Source organism: Dactylosporangium sp. CS-033363 (assembly GCF_050942475.1).
Lineage (GTDB): Bacteria > Actinomycetota > Actinomycetes > Mycobacteriales > Micromonosporaceae > Dactylosporangium.
On the sequence record NZ_CP192032.1, the window covers coordinates 10,720,895 to 10,737,866 of the forward strand.

General features: G+C 70.0%; 15 protein-coding genes, 1 tRNA gene and 1 pseudogene. 8 read left to right on the forward strand and 9 right to left on the reverse strand.

The window, feature by feature from the left end:
* Positions 1 to 21: 21 nt before the first annotated feature.
* Positions 22 to 420, forward strand: a complete 399-nt coding sequence (gene soxR, locus ACQPZ4_RS49515; protein WP_433053270.1) for a redox-sensitive transcriptional activator SoxR — start codon at positions 22 to 24, stop codon at positions 418 to 420.
* On the opposite strand, the gene ACQPZ4_RS49520 is transcribed toward soxR, so the two are convergent.
* Positions 401 to 1,357 carry an NAD(P)H-quinone oxidoreductase gene (locus tag ACQPZ4_RS49520; protein WP_433053273.1) on the reverse strand — a complete coding sequence of 319 codons (957 nt, stop codon included), beginning with the start codon at positions 1,355 to 1,357 and terminating at the stop codon, positions 401 to 403. The two genes, soxR and ACQPZ4_RS49520, sit on opposite strands and share 20 nt — an antisense overlap.
* Before the next feature lie 7 nt (positions 1,358 to 1,364).
* Positions 1,365 to 1,970 (reverse strand): hypothetical protein, encoded by a 606-nt coding sequence (locus ACQPZ4_RS49525; protein WP_433053276.1) that lies wholly within the window; start codon positions 1,968 to 1,970, stop codon positions 1,365 to 1,367.
* Positions 1,971 to 2,153: 183 nt separating this feature from the next.
* On the opposite strand from ACQPZ4_RS49525, the gene ACQPZ4_RS49530 reads away from it, so the two are divergent.
* Positions 2,154 to 2,244: transfer RNA gene (locus ACQPZ4_RS49530), tRNA-Ser, on the forward strand.
* 15 nt (positions 2,245 to 2,259) lie between these two features.
* Here the strand turns inward: ACQPZ4_RS49530 and ACQPZ4_RS49535 are convergent.
* The 7 genes from ACQPZ4_RS49535 to ACQPZ4_RS49565 form a co-directional block, all read right to left on the reverse strand.
* Positions 2,260 to 2,556 (reverse strand): ribbon-helix-helix domain-containing protein, encoded by a 297-nt coding sequence (locus ACQPZ4_RS49535; RefSeq protein ID WP_433053279.1) that lies wholly within the window; start codon positions 2,554 to 2,556, stop codon positions 2,260 to 2,262.
* Positions 2,553 to 2,843: a hypothetical protein gene (locus ACQPZ4_RS49540; protein WP_433053282.1), complete on the reverse strand. Its 291-nt coding sequence runs from the start codon at positions 2,841 to 2,843 to the stop codon at positions 2,553 to 2,555. The genes ACQPZ4_RS49535 and ACQPZ4_RS49540 overlap by 4 nt, the downstream gene beginning before the upstream one ends.
* Before the next feature lie 95 nt (positions 2,844 to 2,938).
* The gene (locus tag ACQPZ4_RS49545; RefSeq protein WP_433053285.1) at positions 2,939 to 3,340 is read right to left on the reverse strand and encodes a GtrA family protein; all 402 of its coding nucleotides are present in this window, start codon (positions 3,338 to 3,340) and stop codon (positions 2,939 to 2,941) included.
* On the reverse strand, positions 3,337 to 4,509 hold the full coding sequence (rffA, locus tag ACQPZ4_RS49550; protein WP_433053288.1) for a dTDP-4-amino-4,6-dideoxygalactose transaminase: 1,173 nt from the start codon (positions 4,507 to 4,509) through the stop codon (positions 3,337 to 3,339). The genes ACQPZ4_RS49545 and rffA overlap by 4 nt, the downstream gene beginning before the upstream one ends.
* A 20-nt stretch (positions 4,510 to 4,529) precedes the next feature.
* Complete coding sequence (locus tag ACQPZ4_RS49555) at positions 4,530 to 6,749, reverse strand: hypothetical protein (RefSeq protein ID WP_433053291.1); 2,220 nt, start codon at positions 6,747 to 6,749, stop codon at positions 4,530 to 4,532.
* 4 nt (positions 6,750 to 6,753) lie between these two features.
* Entirely contained in the window at positions 6,754 to 7,737 is a 984-nt protein-coding gene (locus ACQPZ4_RS49560) for a MaoC family dehydratase (protein WP_433053294.1), read from the reverse strand.
* Positions 7,737 to 9,053: a 3-oxoacyl-ACP reductase gene (locus ACQPZ4_RS49565; RefSeq protein WP_433053297.1), complete on the reverse strand. Its 1,317-nt coding sequence runs from the start codon at positions 9,051 to 9,053 to the stop codon at positions 7,737 to 7,739. Before ACQPZ4_RS49565 ends, ACQPZ4_RS49560 begins: the two co-directional genes overlap by 1 nt.
* Positions 9,054 to 9,145: 92 nt before the next feature.
* On the opposite strand from ACQPZ4_RS49565, the gene ACQPZ4_RS49570 reads away from it, so the two are divergent.
* The 6 genes and pseudogenes from ACQPZ4_RS49570 to purL form a co-directional block, all read left to right on the forward strand.
* Positions 9,146 to 10,408 carry an acetyl-CoA C-acetyltransferase gene (locus tag ACQPZ4_RS49570; RefSeq protein WP_433053300.1) on the forward strand — a complete coding sequence of 421 codons (1,263 nt, stop codon included), beginning with the start codon at positions 9,146 to 9,148 and terminating at the stop codon, positions 10,406 to 10,408.
* 28 nt (positions 10,409 to 10,436) lie between these two features.
* The gene (locus tag ACQPZ4_RS49575) at positions 10,437 to 12,014 is read left to right on the forward strand and encodes a hypothetical protein (protein ID WP_433053303.1); all 1,578 of its coding nucleotides are present in this window, start codon (positions 10,437 to 10,439) and stop codon (positions 12,012 to 12,014) included.
* A 14-nt stretch (positions 12,015 to 12,028) separates the two neighbouring features.
* Positions 12,029 to 13,459 carry an adenylosuccinate lyase gene (purB, locus tag ACQPZ4_RS49580; protein WP_433053306.1) on the forward strand — a complete coding sequence of 477 codons (1,431 nt, stop codon included), beginning with the start codon at positions 12,029 to 12,031 and terminating at the stop codon, positions 13,457 to 13,459.
* A 175-nt stretch (positions 13,460 to 13,634) separates the two neighbouring features.
* A complete protein-coding gene (gene purS, locus ACQPZ4_RS49585; RefSeq protein WP_433053310.1) occupies positions 13,635 to 13,904 on the forward strand; it encodes a phosphoribosylformylglycinamidine synthase subunit PurS in 270 nt (89 codons plus the stop codon).
* Positions 13,901 to 14,581 (forward strand): phosphoribosylformylglycinamidine synthase subunit PurQ, encoded by a 681-nt coding sequence (gene purQ / locus ACQPZ4_RS49590; protein WP_433053313.1) that lies wholly within the window; start codon positions 13,901 to 13,903, stop codon positions 14,579 to 14,581. The genes purS and purQ overlap by 4 nt, the downstream gene beginning before the upstream one ends.
* A gap of 14 nt (positions 14,582 to 14,595) precedes the next feature.
* Positions 14,596 to 16,971: pseudogene (gene purL / locus ACQPZ4_RS49595) on the forward strand (phosphoribosylformylglycinamidine synthase subunit PurL); the annotation flags it as partial.
* Between the last annotated feature and the right edge of the window lies 1 nt (position 16,972).

A 16,972-nucleotide genomic window follows, 5' to 3' on the forward strand; every position in this document is an offset into this window, starting at 1 on the left:
GAACTCTCCGCCCGCAGCGGCGTGGCCCCGTCCGCGCTGCGGTTCTACGAGAAGCTCGGCCTGATCCAGGCCACCCGCACCGGCGGCAACCAGCGCCGGTACGAGCGCTCACAGCTGCGCCGGGTCGCGTTCATCCGCATCTCGGCGCAGGTCGGCGTGCCCCTGGAGACCATCAAGGAGGCGCTGGCGTCGCTGCCGGCGAACCGGACTCCGACGAAGGCGGACTGGGCCCGGCTCTCCGCCGGCTGGCGCTCGCACCTCGACGAGCAGATCAAGCTGCTCGAACGCCTGCGCGACACGCTCACCGGCTGCATCGGCTGCGGCTGCCTCTCCCTCAAGAGCTGCGCGCTCGCGAACACCGACGACCGCCTGGCGGGCAAGGGGCCGGGCCCGGTGATTCTCACGTCCGTTCAAGAATGAGCTTTCCGAAGTGCTCGTTCGTTTCCAGCACCCGGTGCGCCTCGGCCGCCTCCGCCATCGGGAATCGTCGGTCGATCACGGGCCGGATCATGCCTTCATCGAGCAGCGGCCATACTTCTTCGCGCACACCCCGTACAATTGCCGCCTTTTCTGAAGCGGGCCGGGCACGCAACGTCGTCCCGGCCACGAGCGCGCGCTTTGCCAGCAGTTGCCCGAGGTCCAGCTCCCCGCGGCGCCCGCCCTGCATGCCAATCACCACGAGGCGCCCATTCGTCTTCAGTACGTCGATGTTCTGCTTGAGATACGCCCCGCCCATGATGTCGAGCACCACGTCGGCGCGCACTTCCTTGGAAAAGTCGGCCGCCTGATAATCGACGACGCGATCCGCCCCGAGCGCGAGCAACCGCTCCCGTTTCGCCGCGCGCGCCGTCGCCACGACCTCAGCCCCAAGTGCCTTTCCCAGTTGTACCGCGAATGTCCCGATCCCGCTCCCGCCCCCGTGCACGAGCAGCGTCTCCCCCGGCTTGAGCCGAGCCACGTCGACAACGTTCGAAAACACCGTGGCGGCCACCTCAGGCAATCCGGCCGCGTCAATGAGGCTGACATTCTTCGGCACCGGCAGCACCTGCCCGGCCGGGACGTTCACGAGCTCGGCGTACCCGCCGCCCCCGAGCAGCGCACACACCTCCTGCCCGACGTGCCAGCCGTGCACCCCGTCGCCGAGGGCCTTGATCCGCCCGGAGACCTCGAGCCCGAGGTACGGCGGCGAGTCCTTGGGCGGCGGATAGTTCCCCTGCCGCTGCAACGCATCGGCGCGATTGACGCCGGCCGCGGCCACCTCGATCAGGACCTCGCCGGCCGCCGGCTCGGGATCGGGCACTTCGGTCCAGCGGAGCGCTTCGGGACCACCGGGGCGTTCGATCGTGATCGCATGCACGGGTCCATCATCGCCGCTCCCACCAAGACCCCCACTGGCGGCCGTCCCTGTTGCCGAATGGGTTCCACTGGTCCTGCTGATGCCACCGGTGCCTTCCGACGTGGTCGTCCTGTCCGTCCGGCTCCTCCTCCGGCGGTTCCTCGATCACCGGCTCCGCCACTGGCGGCGTCTCCACCACGACGACGGGCGCCTCGGTCGTCGGCGCGGCCGCGGGCGTGGTCTGCGCGGGCATGGGGGTGCTCCGCTCCACGCGTACGACCGCTTTATCCGCATTTTTCGTCTTGTTTTGCGTCGAAACGGACGGCGGCGTCGGCACGGCGGTGCGGATCGCCCCGAGATCGAGAATCGGCACGGGTGCAGCCGGCACGGTACTCATCCCGAGCGGCCCGGCCGTCCTGGTCTCCCCGGCGGTGGCCACCGGGAGCGCAAACCCGCCGGCCTCGGCCTCGGTCCTGGTCCCGGCCCGCCCGTCGTCGTACCCGGCCGCTCCCACGATGACCCCGATCGCCGCAACCCCCACCCCACCGACGACAAGCGCCGCGAGCGAGGGCCTGGCAATTCGGCGATGCCTGGTGACGTACTCGTCCCGAGGATCGTTGAAGAAGAGGTGCACGGTCCCATTCCCCCCGTCGGCAGCCTGCTCAATGTCGAGTCTGCGCAGGTCATTCCCGGTTCGCGCGCGTTTGCCACACCGCGCCCAGGGGTTCACCGCCCCGCGTTCCCCCGAACGGCGTCCCTCACGTGGGTGACGTCCCACGGGCGGGCGGGGATCTGGCACACTTAGCGTCGTTCCGCTGGAGGGCTCGCCTAGTGGCCGATGGCGCCGGTCTTGAAAACCGGTGAGGCGTTCCGCGTCTCCGTGGGTTCGAATCCCACGCCCTCCGCCACCAATCAACCGGAGCTTATGCGGCGTCCCCCCGGTGCCGTTCCAGATACTCCTCGACCGCGGCCCGGATGACGCCGGATCGGCCGGCCCGGTCACGGCCCGCTGCACTGTCCAGCTTCGCGACCATGTCGCTCGGCATCTTCACCGTCACGACTCGCTCCACTGGGTTGCCGGCCTGGTCGACCTGGACGAAGGTCCCGGACACGCGAGACGGCTTCGCCCACTCGCGCCATGGCGTGATGTCGTCGGCTTCCAGTAGCCAGTTTGCGATCTCGTCCCTGCTCATCCGCGCAAAATCCGGCGCTCCGGTCATCGCTCGTCTCCTCTCTGCTTCCACTGCACTCCGTCGGAAGCGCTGGCAACGCGAGCGTTGTACACACGCCAGACGAACGAGTCATCGTTGCGCACCAACACCACACGGACGAGCACCAAGGCGTCCGTCTCGGCCAGCACTAGCAACAACAGGTCGCTATGCACCCGGAGCTGCAGCCGTTCGACACGGTCCAGCGCCTCGGCGATGTCGGCCACGGTCAGCCCATCCCGCAGGGTTGCCTGTGGGCTCTCCTCTGGCTGCGGCATCCGCCACTGCAGCTCGCTCACCGCAGCAGCGTATTACCGGTATTACGTCGACTACTACCCGATGGCCGAGATCGGCACACCACGCTTGGGAACGAGCGATTAGGTCGTTCAAGTCGTCAGCGGCGGAAGGCCCAGAACTTGCTCAGCTGGTAGTTGATCAGCGGGGCCGTCACGATCAGTACGGCCTGGGCGATCAGTACCGGGACGCCGGCCAGCTCGACCAGCAGCGGTAGCCCCGCGTACGTGAAGGCCAAGGCCCACAAGCAGATCACGTAGAACTTCAGGAAGCCGCTGACCACCGGCCCGGACGACTGGAAGACCCAGCGCCGCTGGAGTGGATACGTGGCCAGGGCGCAGCCGAGGTTGGCCAGGATCGGGATTGCCAAGTAGTGCAGGTGGCCGCGGGTGGTCAGGTAGATCGCGGTGAACAGGGCGTAGTACACCGCCGAGGAGAAGCCACCGACCGCCACGTATCGGACGCGGCGGTCGGACAGGACTCGTTCAACCGTTGTGGTCACTTGGGGCAGGACACCGGCCGGCGGATCGGGCGGTAGGACTCGACTGCGCGTACGACCAGGTTGATGTCGTCGTCGTCCATGCCGGCGTAGATCGGGAGGCGCAGCAGGCGGTCGGCCACGTCCTCCGTCACCGGGCAGCCCAGCGTTCGGCCGTAGCGCTGACCTGCGGGAGCCAGGTGCAGGGGCTGGTAGTGGAAGGTTCCGAGTACGCCCTGCTCCAGGAGGTGGCTCAGCATGGCCGAGCGGGTTTCCAGGTCCGGCAGCAGCAAGTAGTACAAGTGCGCTGGGTGGGTTCGGTCCTCCGGCACCGTGGGCTGGATGACGCCGTGCTCCACCGCCCACGTGGCCAGGCGGTTGTGGTAGGTCGTCCAGACGTGCATGCGGCGGCGCTGGATTTCGCCGAAGTGTTCCAGCTGGGCGGTCAGGAAGGCGGCCAGGAGGTCCGACGGGAGGTAGGAGCTGCCCAGGTCCATCCAGCGGTACTTGTCGACCATGCCGCGGAAGAACTGGCCTCGGTTGGTGCCCTTTTCGCGGATGATCTCGGCTCGGTCGTAGAAGCGGTCGTCGTTGAGGATCAGGGCGCCGCCCTCGCCGCAGTGGATGTTCTTCGTCTCGTGGAAGCTCTGCGTGGCCAGGGCGCCGATCGAGCCCAGGTTGCGGCCTCGGTACGTGCCGCCCAGGCCGTGGGCGTTGTCCTCGATGACTACGAGGTTGTGGCGGCGGGCCAGCGCCGTGATGGCGTCCATCTCCGCGGCCACGCCGGCGTAGTGGACCACCACGATTGCTCGGGTGCGCTCGGTGATGGCCTGTTCGATCAGGCGCTCGTCGATGTTCAGGGTGTCGGGGCGGCAGTCGACGAAGACCGGGCGGGCGCCGCGCAGGGCGTAGGCGTTGGCCGTGGAGCAGAACGTGAACGACGGCAGGATGACCTCGTCGCCCGGGCCCAGGTCGAGCAGGAGGGCGGTCATGTCCAGGGCGTGGGTACACGAGGTGGTCAGCAGCGTGTGCCGGGCGCCGATGATCTGGTTCAGGAGCTGGTTGGCGCGCTTGGTGAAGGGGCCGTCGCCGGTCATCGGGCCGTTCGCCATCGCCTGTTGCATGTAGCCGCTCTCGGCACCGGTCAGGTAACCCTTGTTGAACGGGACGGCGAGTTGCTTCGTCGCTTTCACTGGCCAGCGCCTACCTAACGTCAGGGACGGGGCAGCTCGTACACCACGCAGACCCCCGCTCGGAAGCGGAACTTCGCAAAGGTCGCAAGTCGTGGCGAAACGCTGCTCTGCGTTTCATCAACGAACAGCCACCGGACTCGGTAGCGATTGCGAAGAATGTCCACATTTGCCGCGCTTGGATCGGCGAAGACGGCGTCGTTGGCGGCCAGCACTTCCGGCTTCCAGTACGGGACCGCGCCGACCCAGTCGCCCGTCGCCGCCGCGCGGTCGTGGGCCGTCGTCGTGAAGCCCCAGCCCTCGACGAGCATCCGGCGCTCGGAGTACGCCGTCATCGAGAAGTGCAGATTGCTGCACCGGCCCTGGTACGTCAGGCAGTGCGCATTCGTCGCCACCAGGTCGTCGGCGGACGAGTGATCGCGCAGCCAGCGGCCCGCCTCGAGGGTGCCGGCGCTGACGTACCGCGGGCTGCGCACCACGTCCCGCAGGCCGCCCTGCCTGGACTCTTGCGCGATGAGCACAAAGTGCTGGACGCTCGTATTGACGCAAAATCCCGCGAGCAACCCCAAAATCATGAAATATCCGAAATATCCGTTGCGGAGCGGCGGATATTTCGAGATCAACAGTGCCCCGACGAGCAGGGCCCCCAGCAAGACATAGGGCACGACCAGCGGAACAACGGACCCGTCCCGCGGAATGTCGTGCCGCCCAACCGACTGCACCAGCTGGATGATCACCACGCCCGCGGCGGCCGAGAGCAAGAGGACCCGCCAGCGCGACAGGCCGGCCACCGCGAGGATGCACAGGTACGGGCGGGCGGACTCCAGGAAGTACCGCTGGCTGTCGCCGTCCTGCCCCAGCAGCATCGTGGCCGCCATCCCGGCGATCCCGATGCCCAGCATGACGATCATCGCTGCGTCCCACGAGCGGACCAGGGCCACGCCAGACCACATCGCGGCCCAGCACAGCAGGGTCAGGACGGCCAGGAGCAGCAGCTTCCACCACACGCGGCCGGCGCTGAAGCCCGTTGTCACGCCGATGCCGCCGGTGGCCACGTCCGTCAGCGGGGCCAGGCGCGTGCCCTGGCTGCTCGCGCCGAACAGCACCAGCTGCGCGATCACGATCGCCGTCAGCACGAAGGCCAGCGCAAGCAGGGCCTGACGGTGCCAGCGGCGGACCAGCACCAGCAGGGCCAGGCCCGCTGCCAGCAACGGCAGGTACGTGGCCTTGCCGCCCGTGACGCCCGCCAGCAGTACCGCGAACAGCACCCACTGCCGACGCGTCGCCTTGCCCTGCAGCAGGTCGACGAGGACGAGCATGACGGGCACGAACAGCAGGGCGCCGAAGGTCTGGGTCGGGCCGGTCCAGGTTGTCTGACGTAAGTAGGCACCGTCGTCGAAGCCGCTGAAGGCCAGGTCGCGATAGAAGGCGTTCACTTGCCACTGGTACGGGTTCGGGGCCAGGACCAGCAGCGTTGTGGCGCTCGCGGCGGCCGCCTTCCACCAGTCGCGCAGGACGCGGCGGGCCAGGAGGGCGACCAGGACAGTGAAGGCCATGAGCATCGGGAGCAGGGAGAGGCGCAGCAGGAGTACGTTCGGTTCAATGCCGGTGACCCAGCTGGTCGAGGCCAGTTCGGGATAGACGAACCAGTGGTACAGCAGGGGCTCGCCCTGAATCCACGGGATCGTCAGCGGCATGTGGTGCTTGGCCTCGCCGACCAGCGCGAGGTGGAACGGACTGTCGGTGTCGGGGGAGGCGTTGGAGGGGTAGCTCAGGCCGTACACGCGGAAGAACTTGATGCTCCAGACCAGGGTCAGGCCGGCCAGCCCGGTCATGATCCACCGCCAGGCCGCCGGGGGGTGCTCAACGTCCGAAGCCCCGCGGAGGTGCCGGCGGAGGGCGGGCACCGCGGCGAAAAGTGCCACGGTGCCGAGCGGGAAGACCAGCACGAGGAGAGGAGCGCCGATCAGCCGGGCCAGCACATAGCAGAAGACCTCGCCGATGTACCCCACGACGAGCCCCGAAGCCGCATCCGCCACGAGCCAGCCGGGACCGCCCCGCAGCAGCCGCCACCAAAGGGTGCCCGGAAGCGTGACGCCGAGCGCGAGATAGAGCACGAAGATCGCCGTGCTCAGCGGCGGCACGCGGTAGAACCACAGCACCGCGAACGTGGCCACGAGCAACAGGGCGGGGCCCGCGAACCGGCCCGCGACGACGACGGCCCTCGGGGGCGCCGCGTTCATGGGCTCAGCGGGCGCCCTCGTCAGGGTCTGCACGATCAAGTTCAACGATCGCGCCGGCGAGGTGGGGCTTTCCTGTCCTTCGATCGTGTACCGCGAACCCGTCGGCGGCTCGGGAGGAAGCTCCGGAGGAAGCTCCGGAGGAAGCTCCGGAGGAAGGCCCGGAGGAAGGCCCGGAGGAAGCTCCGGAGGAAGGCCCGGAGGAAGCTCCGGAGGAAGGCCCGGAAGAAGGCCCGGAGAACTCCACGGTCGCGGGCAGGAGCATCGGCGTCTTGAAGGCCACCGAGACGGAGAACGTCTCCGGCAGGCGGCCCTCGAGCTGGGCCAGGCACCGCGCCTTGGTCCACATGCCGTGCGCGATCGTCGAGCGGAACCCGAACGCCCGGGCCATCAGGCGGCTGGTGTGGATCGGATTGCGGTCGCCGGACACCGCCGCATAGTCGTTCCCCGTGCGCCGCGGCACGCGCCAGACCGCGGACGCAGGAGGCGGCCCCACGGCCGACAAACCAGACTTACCCGATTTGTCCGAATTGCCAGGACCGCGCCGCAAGTACGTCGACCGCCCGCGCCACACGGGCGAATCGTCGATCGAGGCGGTCGCGACCAGATCGAGCTGCATGCCGCGCGGGTGGGGGCGGAGCGCCTCAGCCTGTACCGACAAGGAAAACGTATCCGAGGACGTCAGCGGCCGGAGCACCTCGATGGTGTTCTCCACGTGCACCAGGCCGAGCACCGGGAACGGGAAATCCGCGGCCGTCATGAGCGAGAGCGCCATCGGAAACGCGAGCACGTGCACGTAGGTGGCCGGCAACTCGTCGCGCAGGCGGAAGCCGCAGACCCGGCCGTACTCCGCCAAGTGAACGCGATCGATCGTCACCCCGTCGAGGCGCAGCGAACGCCCCGGCAGCCCCGAACCGTGCGGCCGGCGCAGGACCGCCGCGCGGTACAAGGGAAACAGCCGAGGCGACGAGGACAGCACGGTCGTCTCCATCAGGCCCCCAGCAGGCTCTGCCCGCACACGCGCACGACGTTGCCGTTGACCCCGCCGGACGCCGGGTGGGCGAGCCAGGCGATCGTCTCGGCCACGTCGACCGGCAGCCCGCCCTGCGACATGCTGTTGAGCCGGCGCCCGCCCTCCCGCACGAACATCGGCATCGCGGCGGTCATCTTGGTCTCGATGAACCCCGGCGCCACCGCGTTGATCGTGAGGCCGCGCTCGGCGACCGCGCCCGCGCAGGACTGGACGAGGCCGATCACGCCGGCCTTGGAGGTGGCGTAGTTGGTCTGGCCGCGGTTCCCGGCGATGCCCGAGACCGAGGAGACGGAGACGATCCGGCCGTTGCCGCCCAGGAGGTTCTCGGCGAGCAGCACGTCGTTGATGCGCTCCTGGCTGCCGAGGTTGACTTCGAGTACCGAGGACCACTGCCCCTCGTCCATCCGCCCGAGCGTCTTGTCCCGGGTGATGCCCGCGTTGTGCACGAAGACGTCCGCGTGCACGTGGCGGGTGGCGATGAAGTCGGCGAGCCGGCGCGGCGCGTCCTCGGCGGTCAGGTCCAGCTGCAGCGCGGTGCCCTTGAGCTCGTTGGCGACGGCGGAGAGGTCCTCGCCGGCGGCCGGCACGTCGAGGCAGACGACGTGCGCGCCCTCGCGGGTGAGGACCTGGGCGATCGCCGCGCCGATGCCGCGGGCCGCGCCGGTGACGATGGCGGTCTTGCCGACCAGCGGGCGGTCCCAGTCGTCGGGCACGTCGACGGCCGCCGGTCCGACCCGGATGACCTGCCCGGAGACGTACGCCGACCGCCCCGACAGGAGGAATCGCAGGGTGGACTCGGTGGCCTCCTCGGCGCCCGGCGCCACGTACACGAGCTGCGCGGTCGAACCCCGCCCGATCTCCTTGCCGACCGAGCGCACGAACCCCTCGAGTGCGCGCTGGGCCGTCGCCTCGCGGGCGCTCGTGCACAGCTCCGGCGGGGTGCCCAGCACGATCACCCGGCCGGCCGGGCGCAGCGAGCGGATCACCGGGTGGAAGAACTCGTAGAGGGCGCGCAGGCCGGCGCTGTCCGCGATGCCGCTGGCGTCGAAGACCAGCGCGGCGACCCGCTCCTCGGAGCCGCGCCCGGCGGTCGGCAGCTTGTCGAGGATGTGCCGGGTCGGCTCGACCAGGCGGCCGTCGCCACCGAGGGTGACCGGGCCGAACTCGTTGCCGGGCCCGTGGCGGCGCAGCTTGGGCGGGTCGGGCAGGCCGAGGCGTTTGACCAGGAACCTCCCGGCACCCGAGTGGGCGAAGGTCGCGTAGCGATCGGTCATTGCGGTGCCTCCCCAGTCACAACTCCGCGCGCTAACCTACTCGTGAGTAGGGTAACGCCAGGATGCCCTGCCCCGTCGAGAAGGAGACTTCGATGGCCCCCTCGAATCGTCCCTCGCAAACCCCTGTCCGGGTCGCGGTCGTCGGCGGCAACCGCATCCCCTTCGCCCGCTCGGGCAGCGCATACGCCACTGCATCAAACCAGGACATGCTGACCGCCGCCATAGACGGACTCGTGGCCCGTTTCGGCCTGGCGGGTGAACGGCTGGGCGAGGTCGCCGCCGGTGCGGTGCTCAAGCACAGCCGGGATTTCAACCTGACGCGTGAATCCGTGCTCGGCTCGCGGCTCGACCCGCGGACGCCGGCGTACGACGTGCAGCAGGCGTGCGGTACCGGCCTGGAGGCGGTCACCCTGGTGGCCAACAAGATCGCCCTGGGCCAGATCGGGGCCGGCATCGCGGGCGGCGTCGACACCACCTCCGACGCGCCGCTGGGCGTGAACGAGGACGCCCGGCGGATCATGATGGAGCTCAACCGGTCCCGCTCGCTCGGGGCCCGGCTGCGCGCGGTCAGCAAGTTCCGCCCGACCCAGCTGCGGCCCGACATCCCGCGCAACGCCGAGCCGCGCACCGGGCTGTCCATGGGCGAGCACGCGGCGCTGACCGCGGCCGAGTTCGCGATCGGCCGCGAGGAGCAGGACGAGCTGGCGCTGGCCTCGCACCGCAACCTCGCCGCCGCGTACGAGCGGGGGTTCTTCGACGACCTGGTCACGCCGTACCTGGGCCTGTCCCGCGACCAGAACCTGCGCCCGGACACGTCGCTGGAGAAGCTCGCCAAGCTCAAGCCGGTCTACGGCAAGGGCCCGGACGCCACGATGACCGCCGGCAACTCCACGCCCCTGACCGACGGCGCGGCGGTGGTGCTGCTGGCCTCGGAGGAATGGGCCAAGACAAGGAAACTGCCGATCCTGGCGTACTTCGAGACGGCCGAAACCGCCGCCGTGGACTTCGTCAGCGGCGCGGACGGCCTGCTCATGGCCCCGACGTACGCGGTGCCGCGAATGCTGGAGCGCGCCGGGCTCACCCTGCAGGACTTCGACTACTACGAGATCCACGAGGCGTTCGCGTCGCAGGTCCTCGCCACGCTGAAGGCCTGGGAGAAGTCGCTCGGGGTGATCGACCGGGCCAAGCTCAACGTGAACGGCTCCTCGCTGGCGGCCGGGCACCCGTTCGCCGCGACCGGCGGGCGGATCGTCGCCACCCTCGCCAAACTGCTGGCCGAGCGGGGCGAGGGGCGCGGGCTCATCTCGATCTGCGCGGCGGGCGGGCAGGGCGTCACGGCAATCTTGTCGCGCTGAATGTGGCGCGGGCCAATATCGTGGTCGCATGACCGTCCAGCCCACGATGCTGCGCCCGGCCACGCCCCGACCCGCCTGGCAGGTGGTCGTCGGCCTCGTACTGGTGCTCCCCGCCCTGGTGCTGCTCATCACCTCGTACGTCGAGCCCGTCTTCTGGACCTTCAAGAGCTCGTTCAACAAGCTCAGCGGCATCCGCGCGATCAACGGCGGCGGTGCGGGCGAATCCGTCGGGTTCGACAACTACCGCGACGCCTTCGAGCACGGACTCGGTGGCGCCATCGGGTACACCCTGCTCCTCGCCCTCCTCCCGCTCCTCGCCGTGGTCCTGGTCGCGCCGGCCGTCGCCTGGGCCGCCGAGACCACCGGCAAGGCGGGGCGGTGGGTCGCCCGCGGCCTGCTGACCTTCCCGCTCGTCGCGTTCACCCCGTTCGGCATCGCCGTCGCGCACTTCGCCGACGGCCACTCCCAGCTCTCGGCGTTCTGGCTCGGCACGTTCGGCTTCGTCACCGCCGCGGCCGCGCTGCTCTACCTGGCCGCCTTCCGCAGCGGCCGCAGCCCGTGGCCGGGGGTGATTCTCGGCGGCCTGCTCGCCGTGCTGGCCGTGGTCGGCGTGGCCCTGCAGGAGTTCGCGTTCGCGCTGGTCTTCCAGAACGTCCCGCCGGACGAGCGGCACGCCTCCCCGGTCCTGCTCTCGACCCAGTACGGCTTCGTGCGCTTCGACTTCGGCCGGGCCGCCGCCGTCTCCTCGGTCGTGCTCGTCCCACTGCTGCTGCTCGGCGCGGCCGCGACGGTCCTGATCATCGTCACCAACCTGCGTTTTCAGGTTTCGTCGGTACCGCGGGAAGGCCGGACCTGGGGCTGGGGCCCGCTCGCCGGCGGCCTGGCGATCGTGCTGCTGATCACCCTCATCGGGATCTGGCCCTGGCTGAGCCGCATCACCGATGACACCGACCGGTTGCCGGCCACGTTCGTCAACACCTGGGTGCCGCCGCTGATCTCGGCGCTGATCGGGGTCACCGTGGCCGCCCTGGCCGCGTTCGGCATCAGCGGGTTGCGTCCGCTCGGGAAGTACAGCGAGCTGCTCTTGCTGCCCTTCGGCTTGTTCTTGTTCGTCGGCATCGGGCCGCTGGTGCTGCGCGAGTATGCAGCCGGGGCGACCGCCGGCCGGCTCAACACCTTCCTCGCGCTGGTCCCGCCCTCGCGGGTGACCATTCCGGCCCTCATCCTGCTGGCCATGCTGTTCCGCGGCCAGGCGCTGCGGCGCGAGGTGCTGCACCAGGAGGGGCGGCCGGCCTCGTGGTGGTCGGTGATCTGGCCGGGGCTGCCGGCGTTCGGCCTGGCCTTCGTCGCCACCTGGTTCGTGCAGGGCATCGACGCGGCGTGGCCCTATGTGAACGGCACCGGGCAGTATCCGAACGGGCTGTACGCGGTCTTCACCACCATGCAGCAGTTCGCCGCCCGCGACGAGCTCCCCCTCGCCCGGCTCCTGCCGCTGCCGCTGCTGCTGGTCTTGCTGGTTGTCGGCATTGCCGGGCAGCTTTGGTACCTCGACCGCGTCGCGATGCACTACGGCCTGCCCGAGCGCGATCACCCACCCCGCACTTAGGCAGAATGGGCGGCGTGACTAAAGCTCGGATCCCCGATGTGCTCGCCGCCCGCTACGCCTCTCCCGAACTGGTCGACATCTGGTCGCCGGAGGAGAAGGTCCGCCTCGAGCGCCGGCTCTGGCTCGCCGTGCTCAAGGGGCAGCGGGACCTCGGTGTGGCGGTGCCGGACGGCGTCGTCGAGGCGTACGAGCGGGTCCTCGACGACGTCGACCTGGTCTCCATCGCCGAGCGGGAGCGGGTCACCCGCCACGACGTGAAGGCCCGCATCGAGGAGTTCTCCGAGCTGGCCGGGCACGAGCACATCCACAAGGGGATGACCTCGCGGGACCTGACCGAGAACGTCGAGCAGCTGCAGATCCGGCGCTCGCTGGAGCTGGTGCGGGACCGGATGGTGGCGACGCTGGCGCGGCTGGCGGCGCGGGCCCAGCAGTACGGCGAGCTGGTCATGGTCGGCCGCTCGCACAACGTCCCGGCCCAGGCCACGACGCTCGGCAAGCGGTTCGCGAGCGCGGCCGAGGAGCTGCTCATCGCGTACCACCGGCTGGAAAATCTGATCGAGCGCTATCCGCTGCGTGGCATCAAGGGCCCGGTCGGCACCGCGGCCGACCAGCTGGATCTCTTCGGCGGGGACGCGGGCAAGGTCGCCGAGCTCGAGCGCCAGGTCGCCGCGCACCTGGGCTTCCGCAACGTGCTGACCAGCGTCGGCCAGGTGTACCCGCGCTCGCTGGACCTCGACGTGGTGTCCGCCCTGGCCCAGGCCGTCGCCGGCCCGTCGAGCCTGGCCACCACGATCCGCCTCATGGCGGGCTACGAGCTGGTCACCGAGGGCTTCAAGGCGGGCCAGGTCGGCTCGTCGGCGATGCCGCACAAGATGAACACGCGCTCCTGCGAGCGGGTCAACGGCCTCGCCGTGATCGTCCGCGGCTACCTGTCGATGGTCGGCGAGCTGGCCGGTGACCAGTGGAACGAGGGCGACGTGTCGTGCTCGGTCGTGCGGCGGGTGGCCCTGCCCGACGCGTTCTTCGCGGTCGATGGGCTGTTTGCCACGTTTTTGACGGTACTGGACGAGTTCGGGGCCTATCCCGCAGTCGTCGCCCGGGAGCTTGATCGCTACCTGCCCTTCCTCGCCACGACGAGGGTCCTGGTGGCCGCGGTCGGCCGCGGGGTGGGCCGTGAGGATGCTCACGAAGCGATCAAGGAGCACGCCGTCGCCGTGGCGCTCGCCATGCGCGAAAAGGGCATCCAGGACAACGACCTCCTTACCCGGCTGGCCGGGGACGAGCGGCTGCGGCTGTCCAACGAGGACGTACAGGCCCTCGTGGGCAACCCGTCCGAGTTCGTCGGGGCCGCGTCCGCGCAGGTCAGCGCGATCGTCGAGCAGATCGCGGCGGTGGTCGCGGCCAACCCGGGGGCCGGTGCCTACGTGCCGCCTCCCATCCTCTGAGCGTCGATCTTGGGCTCTCCCGGACCCCGGTAAGATGCGTGTCGGGCGATGTTCTTCCGGGCTTCGCCGCGTGGTCGACCGAACCGTGACACGGGCGGTGATCTGCGGCGGAGCCCCGCCCGGTAGGCTCGTGTCGCTCGCCCTCGAGCGCCCGACTCAACGTCAGGAGTGCCCCGTGGCCCGCGTCGTGGTGGACGTCATGCTCAAACCGGAGATCCTGGACCCGCAGGGCCAGGCCGTCGCGAACGCGCTGCCGCGCCTCGGGGTGGACGATGTCGCCTCCGTGCGCATCGGCAAGCGCATCGAGATCGAGTTCGCGGGCGCCGCGGACCTCGACCGGGCCCGCGAGATCGCCGACAAGCTGCTCGCCAACCCCGTGATCGAGGACTTCAACCTCCGGGTCGAGGAGTCCGAGCCGGAGCCGGTGGAGGTCGAGGCGCAGTGACCGCGCGCATTGGTGTCGTCACGTTCCCCGGTTCGCTCGACGACCGCGACGCCGCCCGGGCCGTGCACCTCGCCGGGGCGGCCGCCATCCCGCTCTGGCACGCCGACGCCGACCTCTACGGGGTGGACGCCGTCATCCTGCCGGGTGGCTTCTCCTACGGTGACTACCTGCGGGCCGGCGCCATCGCCCGGTTCTCCGCGGTCATGGACTCGATCGTGAAGGCCGCCGGCGACGGGCTGCCCGTGCTCGGCATCTGCAACGGCTTCCAGGTGCTCTGCGAGGCCCACCTGTTGCCGGGCGCGCTCACCCGCAACCAGCACCTGCACTTCCGCAACCGCGACCAGGGCCTGCGCATCGAGAACAACACGACGGCCTGGACGGTCGGCTTCCAGCCCCGCCAGGAGATCGTGATCCCGGTCAAGAACGGCGAGGGCTGCTACATGGCCGACGCCCGGGTGCTCGACGAGCTCGAGGCCGAGGGCCGGGTCGTGGCGCGGTACATCCGCGGGAACCCCAACGGGTCGCTGCACGACATCGCGGCCATCAGCAACGCAGCCGGCAACGTCGTCGGGATCATGCCCCACCCGGAGCACGCCGTCGAGGTGCTGACCGGTCCGTCCATCGACGGCCTGGGCATCTTCACGTCCGTGCTCGCTCACCTTGGAGCCCGTGTATGACCGCCGAGGCCTTTGACACCGTCGATCATGCTGTCAAAACTCCGGACGACGAGCAGCCCTACGAGGAACTGGGCCTGCGCGAGGACGAGTACCAGCGGATCCGCGCGATCCTGAACCGCCGCCCGACGACCTCGGAGCTGGCGATGTACTCGATCATGTGGAGCGAGCACTGCTCGTACAAGAGCAGCAAGGTACACCTGCGGCAGTTCAGTGAAAAGGCGCCGAAGTCCGATCTGATGCTGGCCGGCATCGGCGAGAACGCGGGCGTGATCCGCATCTCCGACGAGATCGCGGTCACCTTCAAGGTCGAGTCGCACAACCACCCGAGCTTCGTCGAGCCCTACCAGGGCGCCGCGACCGGCGTCGGCGGCATCGTGCGGGACATCCTGGCCATGGGCGCCCGCCCGGTCGCGGTGATGGACCCGCTGCGCTTCGGCGCCGCCGACCACGAGGACACCAAGCGCGTCCTGCCCGGCGTCGTCGCCGGCGTCGGCGGCTACGGCAACTGCCTGGGCCTGCCCAACATCGGCGGCGAGGTCGTCTTCGACCCCTGCTACCAGGGCAACCCGCTGGTCAACGCGCTCTGCGTGGGCATCCTGCCGGTCAACCGCCTGCAGAACAAGGAGGCCCACGGCCCCGGCAACATCGTCGTGCTGCTCGGCGCGAAGACCGGCCGCGACGGCATCGGCGGCGTGTCCGTGCTGGCCAGCGCCACCTTCAACGCCGACGGCCCGGCCCGCCGCCCGTCGGTGCAGGTCGGCGACCCGTTCATCGAGAAGCTGCTCATCGAGAGCTGCCTGGAGCTGTACGAGCGGGACCTCATCGTCGGCGTGCAGGACCTCGGCGGCGCGGGCCTGACCTGCGCGCTCACCGAGACCAGCGCCTCCGCCGGCACGGGCATGGACATCGACCTGAACACCGTGCCGCTGCGCGAGGCCTCCATGGACCCGCAGGAGGTGCTGGCCAGCGAGTCACAGGAGCGCATGCTGCTCATCGTCGACCCGGCCAAGCTCGACGAGGTCCTGCACGTCGCCGAGCGCTGGGGCGTGATCGCCACCGCGATCGGCACCGTCACCGACACCGGCCGCCTGCTCATCAAGTGGCGCGGCGAGACGGTCGTCGACGTGCCGCCGGGCTCCCTCGTGGACGACGGCCCGGTCTACGCCCGCCCGATGCGCGAGCCGGCCGACCTCATCCTGCTGCAGGCCGACCGGGCCGAGACGCTGCCCCGCCCGCGCACCGGCGTGGAGCTGCGCGAGACCCTCCTGCGCCTCGCGGCCAGCCCCAACCTGTGCGACAAGAGCTGGGTGACCGAGCAGTACGACCGGTACGTCCAGGGCAACACGATCCTCGCCCAGCCGGAGAACGCCGGCGTCGTGCGCATCGACGAGCAGTCCGGCCTCGGCGTCGCCCTGTCCGTCGACGGCAACGCGCGATTTGCGCGGCTGGACCCGTACAACGGAGCCAAACTCGCCCTGGCCGAGGCCTATCGCAACGTGGCCGCCGCCGGCGCGACCCCGCTGGCCGTGACCAACTGCCTCAACTTCGGCTCGCCGGAGGACCCGCAGGTCATGTGGCAGTTCGCCGAGGCCGTGCGCGGCCTGGCCGACGGCTGCCAGGAGCTCGGCATCCCGGTGACGGGCGGCAACGTCTCCTTCTACAACTCCACCGGCTCCCAGGCCATCCACCCCACCCCGGTCGTGGGCGTCCTGGGCATCATGGGCAACGTCGGCAGCCGCGTCCCGATGGGCTTCGGCGGCGACAGCGACCTGATCATGCTGCTGGGCGAGACCACTGAAGAGTTGTCCGGCTCCGAGTGGGCCTGGGTCACCCACGAGCACCTGGGCGGCCTGCCCCCGCGCGTCAACCTGACCCGCGAGCGCATCCTCGCCTCCGTCCTCACCGAGGCCGGCGAGCGCGGCCACCTGTCGAGCTCCCACGACCTCTCCGACGGCGGCCTCGCGCAGGCGCTGGTGGAGGCGACACTGCGGTACGACTGCGGCGCCAACATCACGCTGCCGGAGGGCCTGAACCCGTTCGTGGCCCTGTTCTCGGAGTCGACGGCCCGGGCCCTCGTGTCCGTCCCGCGCGGCCACGAGAAGGCGTTCACCGCGCTGTGCGCCCAGCACGGCCTGCCGGTGACGACCATCGGCTCGGTCGACGGCCGCAGCCGCGCCCTGGACGTGCGGGGCCAGTTCACCATCGCGCTGGACGAACTGCGCTCGGCCTGGATGGGCACGCTGCCGTCGCTCTTCGGCGAGGTGTCGACGGAGGCGCCGGCGTACCGCACGCCGAGCGAGCCGGAGCCCTCGCTCGCTTCGGTTTTTGAAAAGGTCGATGCTCCTGAGGTGCCCAACGCACCGCGGGACGACGACAGCCCCGAATCCTGAC

What these genes read in the sequence shown, in the direction of transcription:
- ACQPZ4_RS49565 (WP_433053297.1), bottom strand. Translation starts at nt 9,053, where the DNA reads ATGACCGATCGCTACGCGACCTTCGCCCACTCGGGTGCCGGGAGGTTC.
- ACQPZ4_RS49570 (WP_433053300.1), top strand. Translation starts at nt 9,146, where the DNA reads ATGGCCCCCTCGAATCGTCCCTCGCAAACCCCTGTCCGGGTCGCGGTC.
- ACQPZ4_RS49535 (WP_433053279.1), bottom strand. Translation starts at nt 2,556, where the DNA reads ATGACCGGAGCGCCGGATTTTGCGCGGATGAGCAGGGACGAGATCGCA.
- ACQPZ4_RS49560 (WP_433053294.1), bottom strand. Translation starts at nt 7,737, where the DNA reads ATGGAGACGACCGTGCTGTCCTCGTCGCCTCGGCTGTTTCCCTTGTAC.
- ACQPZ4_RS49555 (WP_433053291.1), bottom strand. Translation starts at nt 6,749, where the DNA reads ATGAACGCGGCGCCCCCGAGGGCCGTCGTCGTCGCGGGCCGGTTCGCG.
- ACQPZ4_RS49575 (WP_433053303.1), top strand. Translation starts at nt 10,437, where the DNA reads ATGACCGTCCAGCCCACGATGCTGCGCCCGGCCACGCCCCGACCCGCC.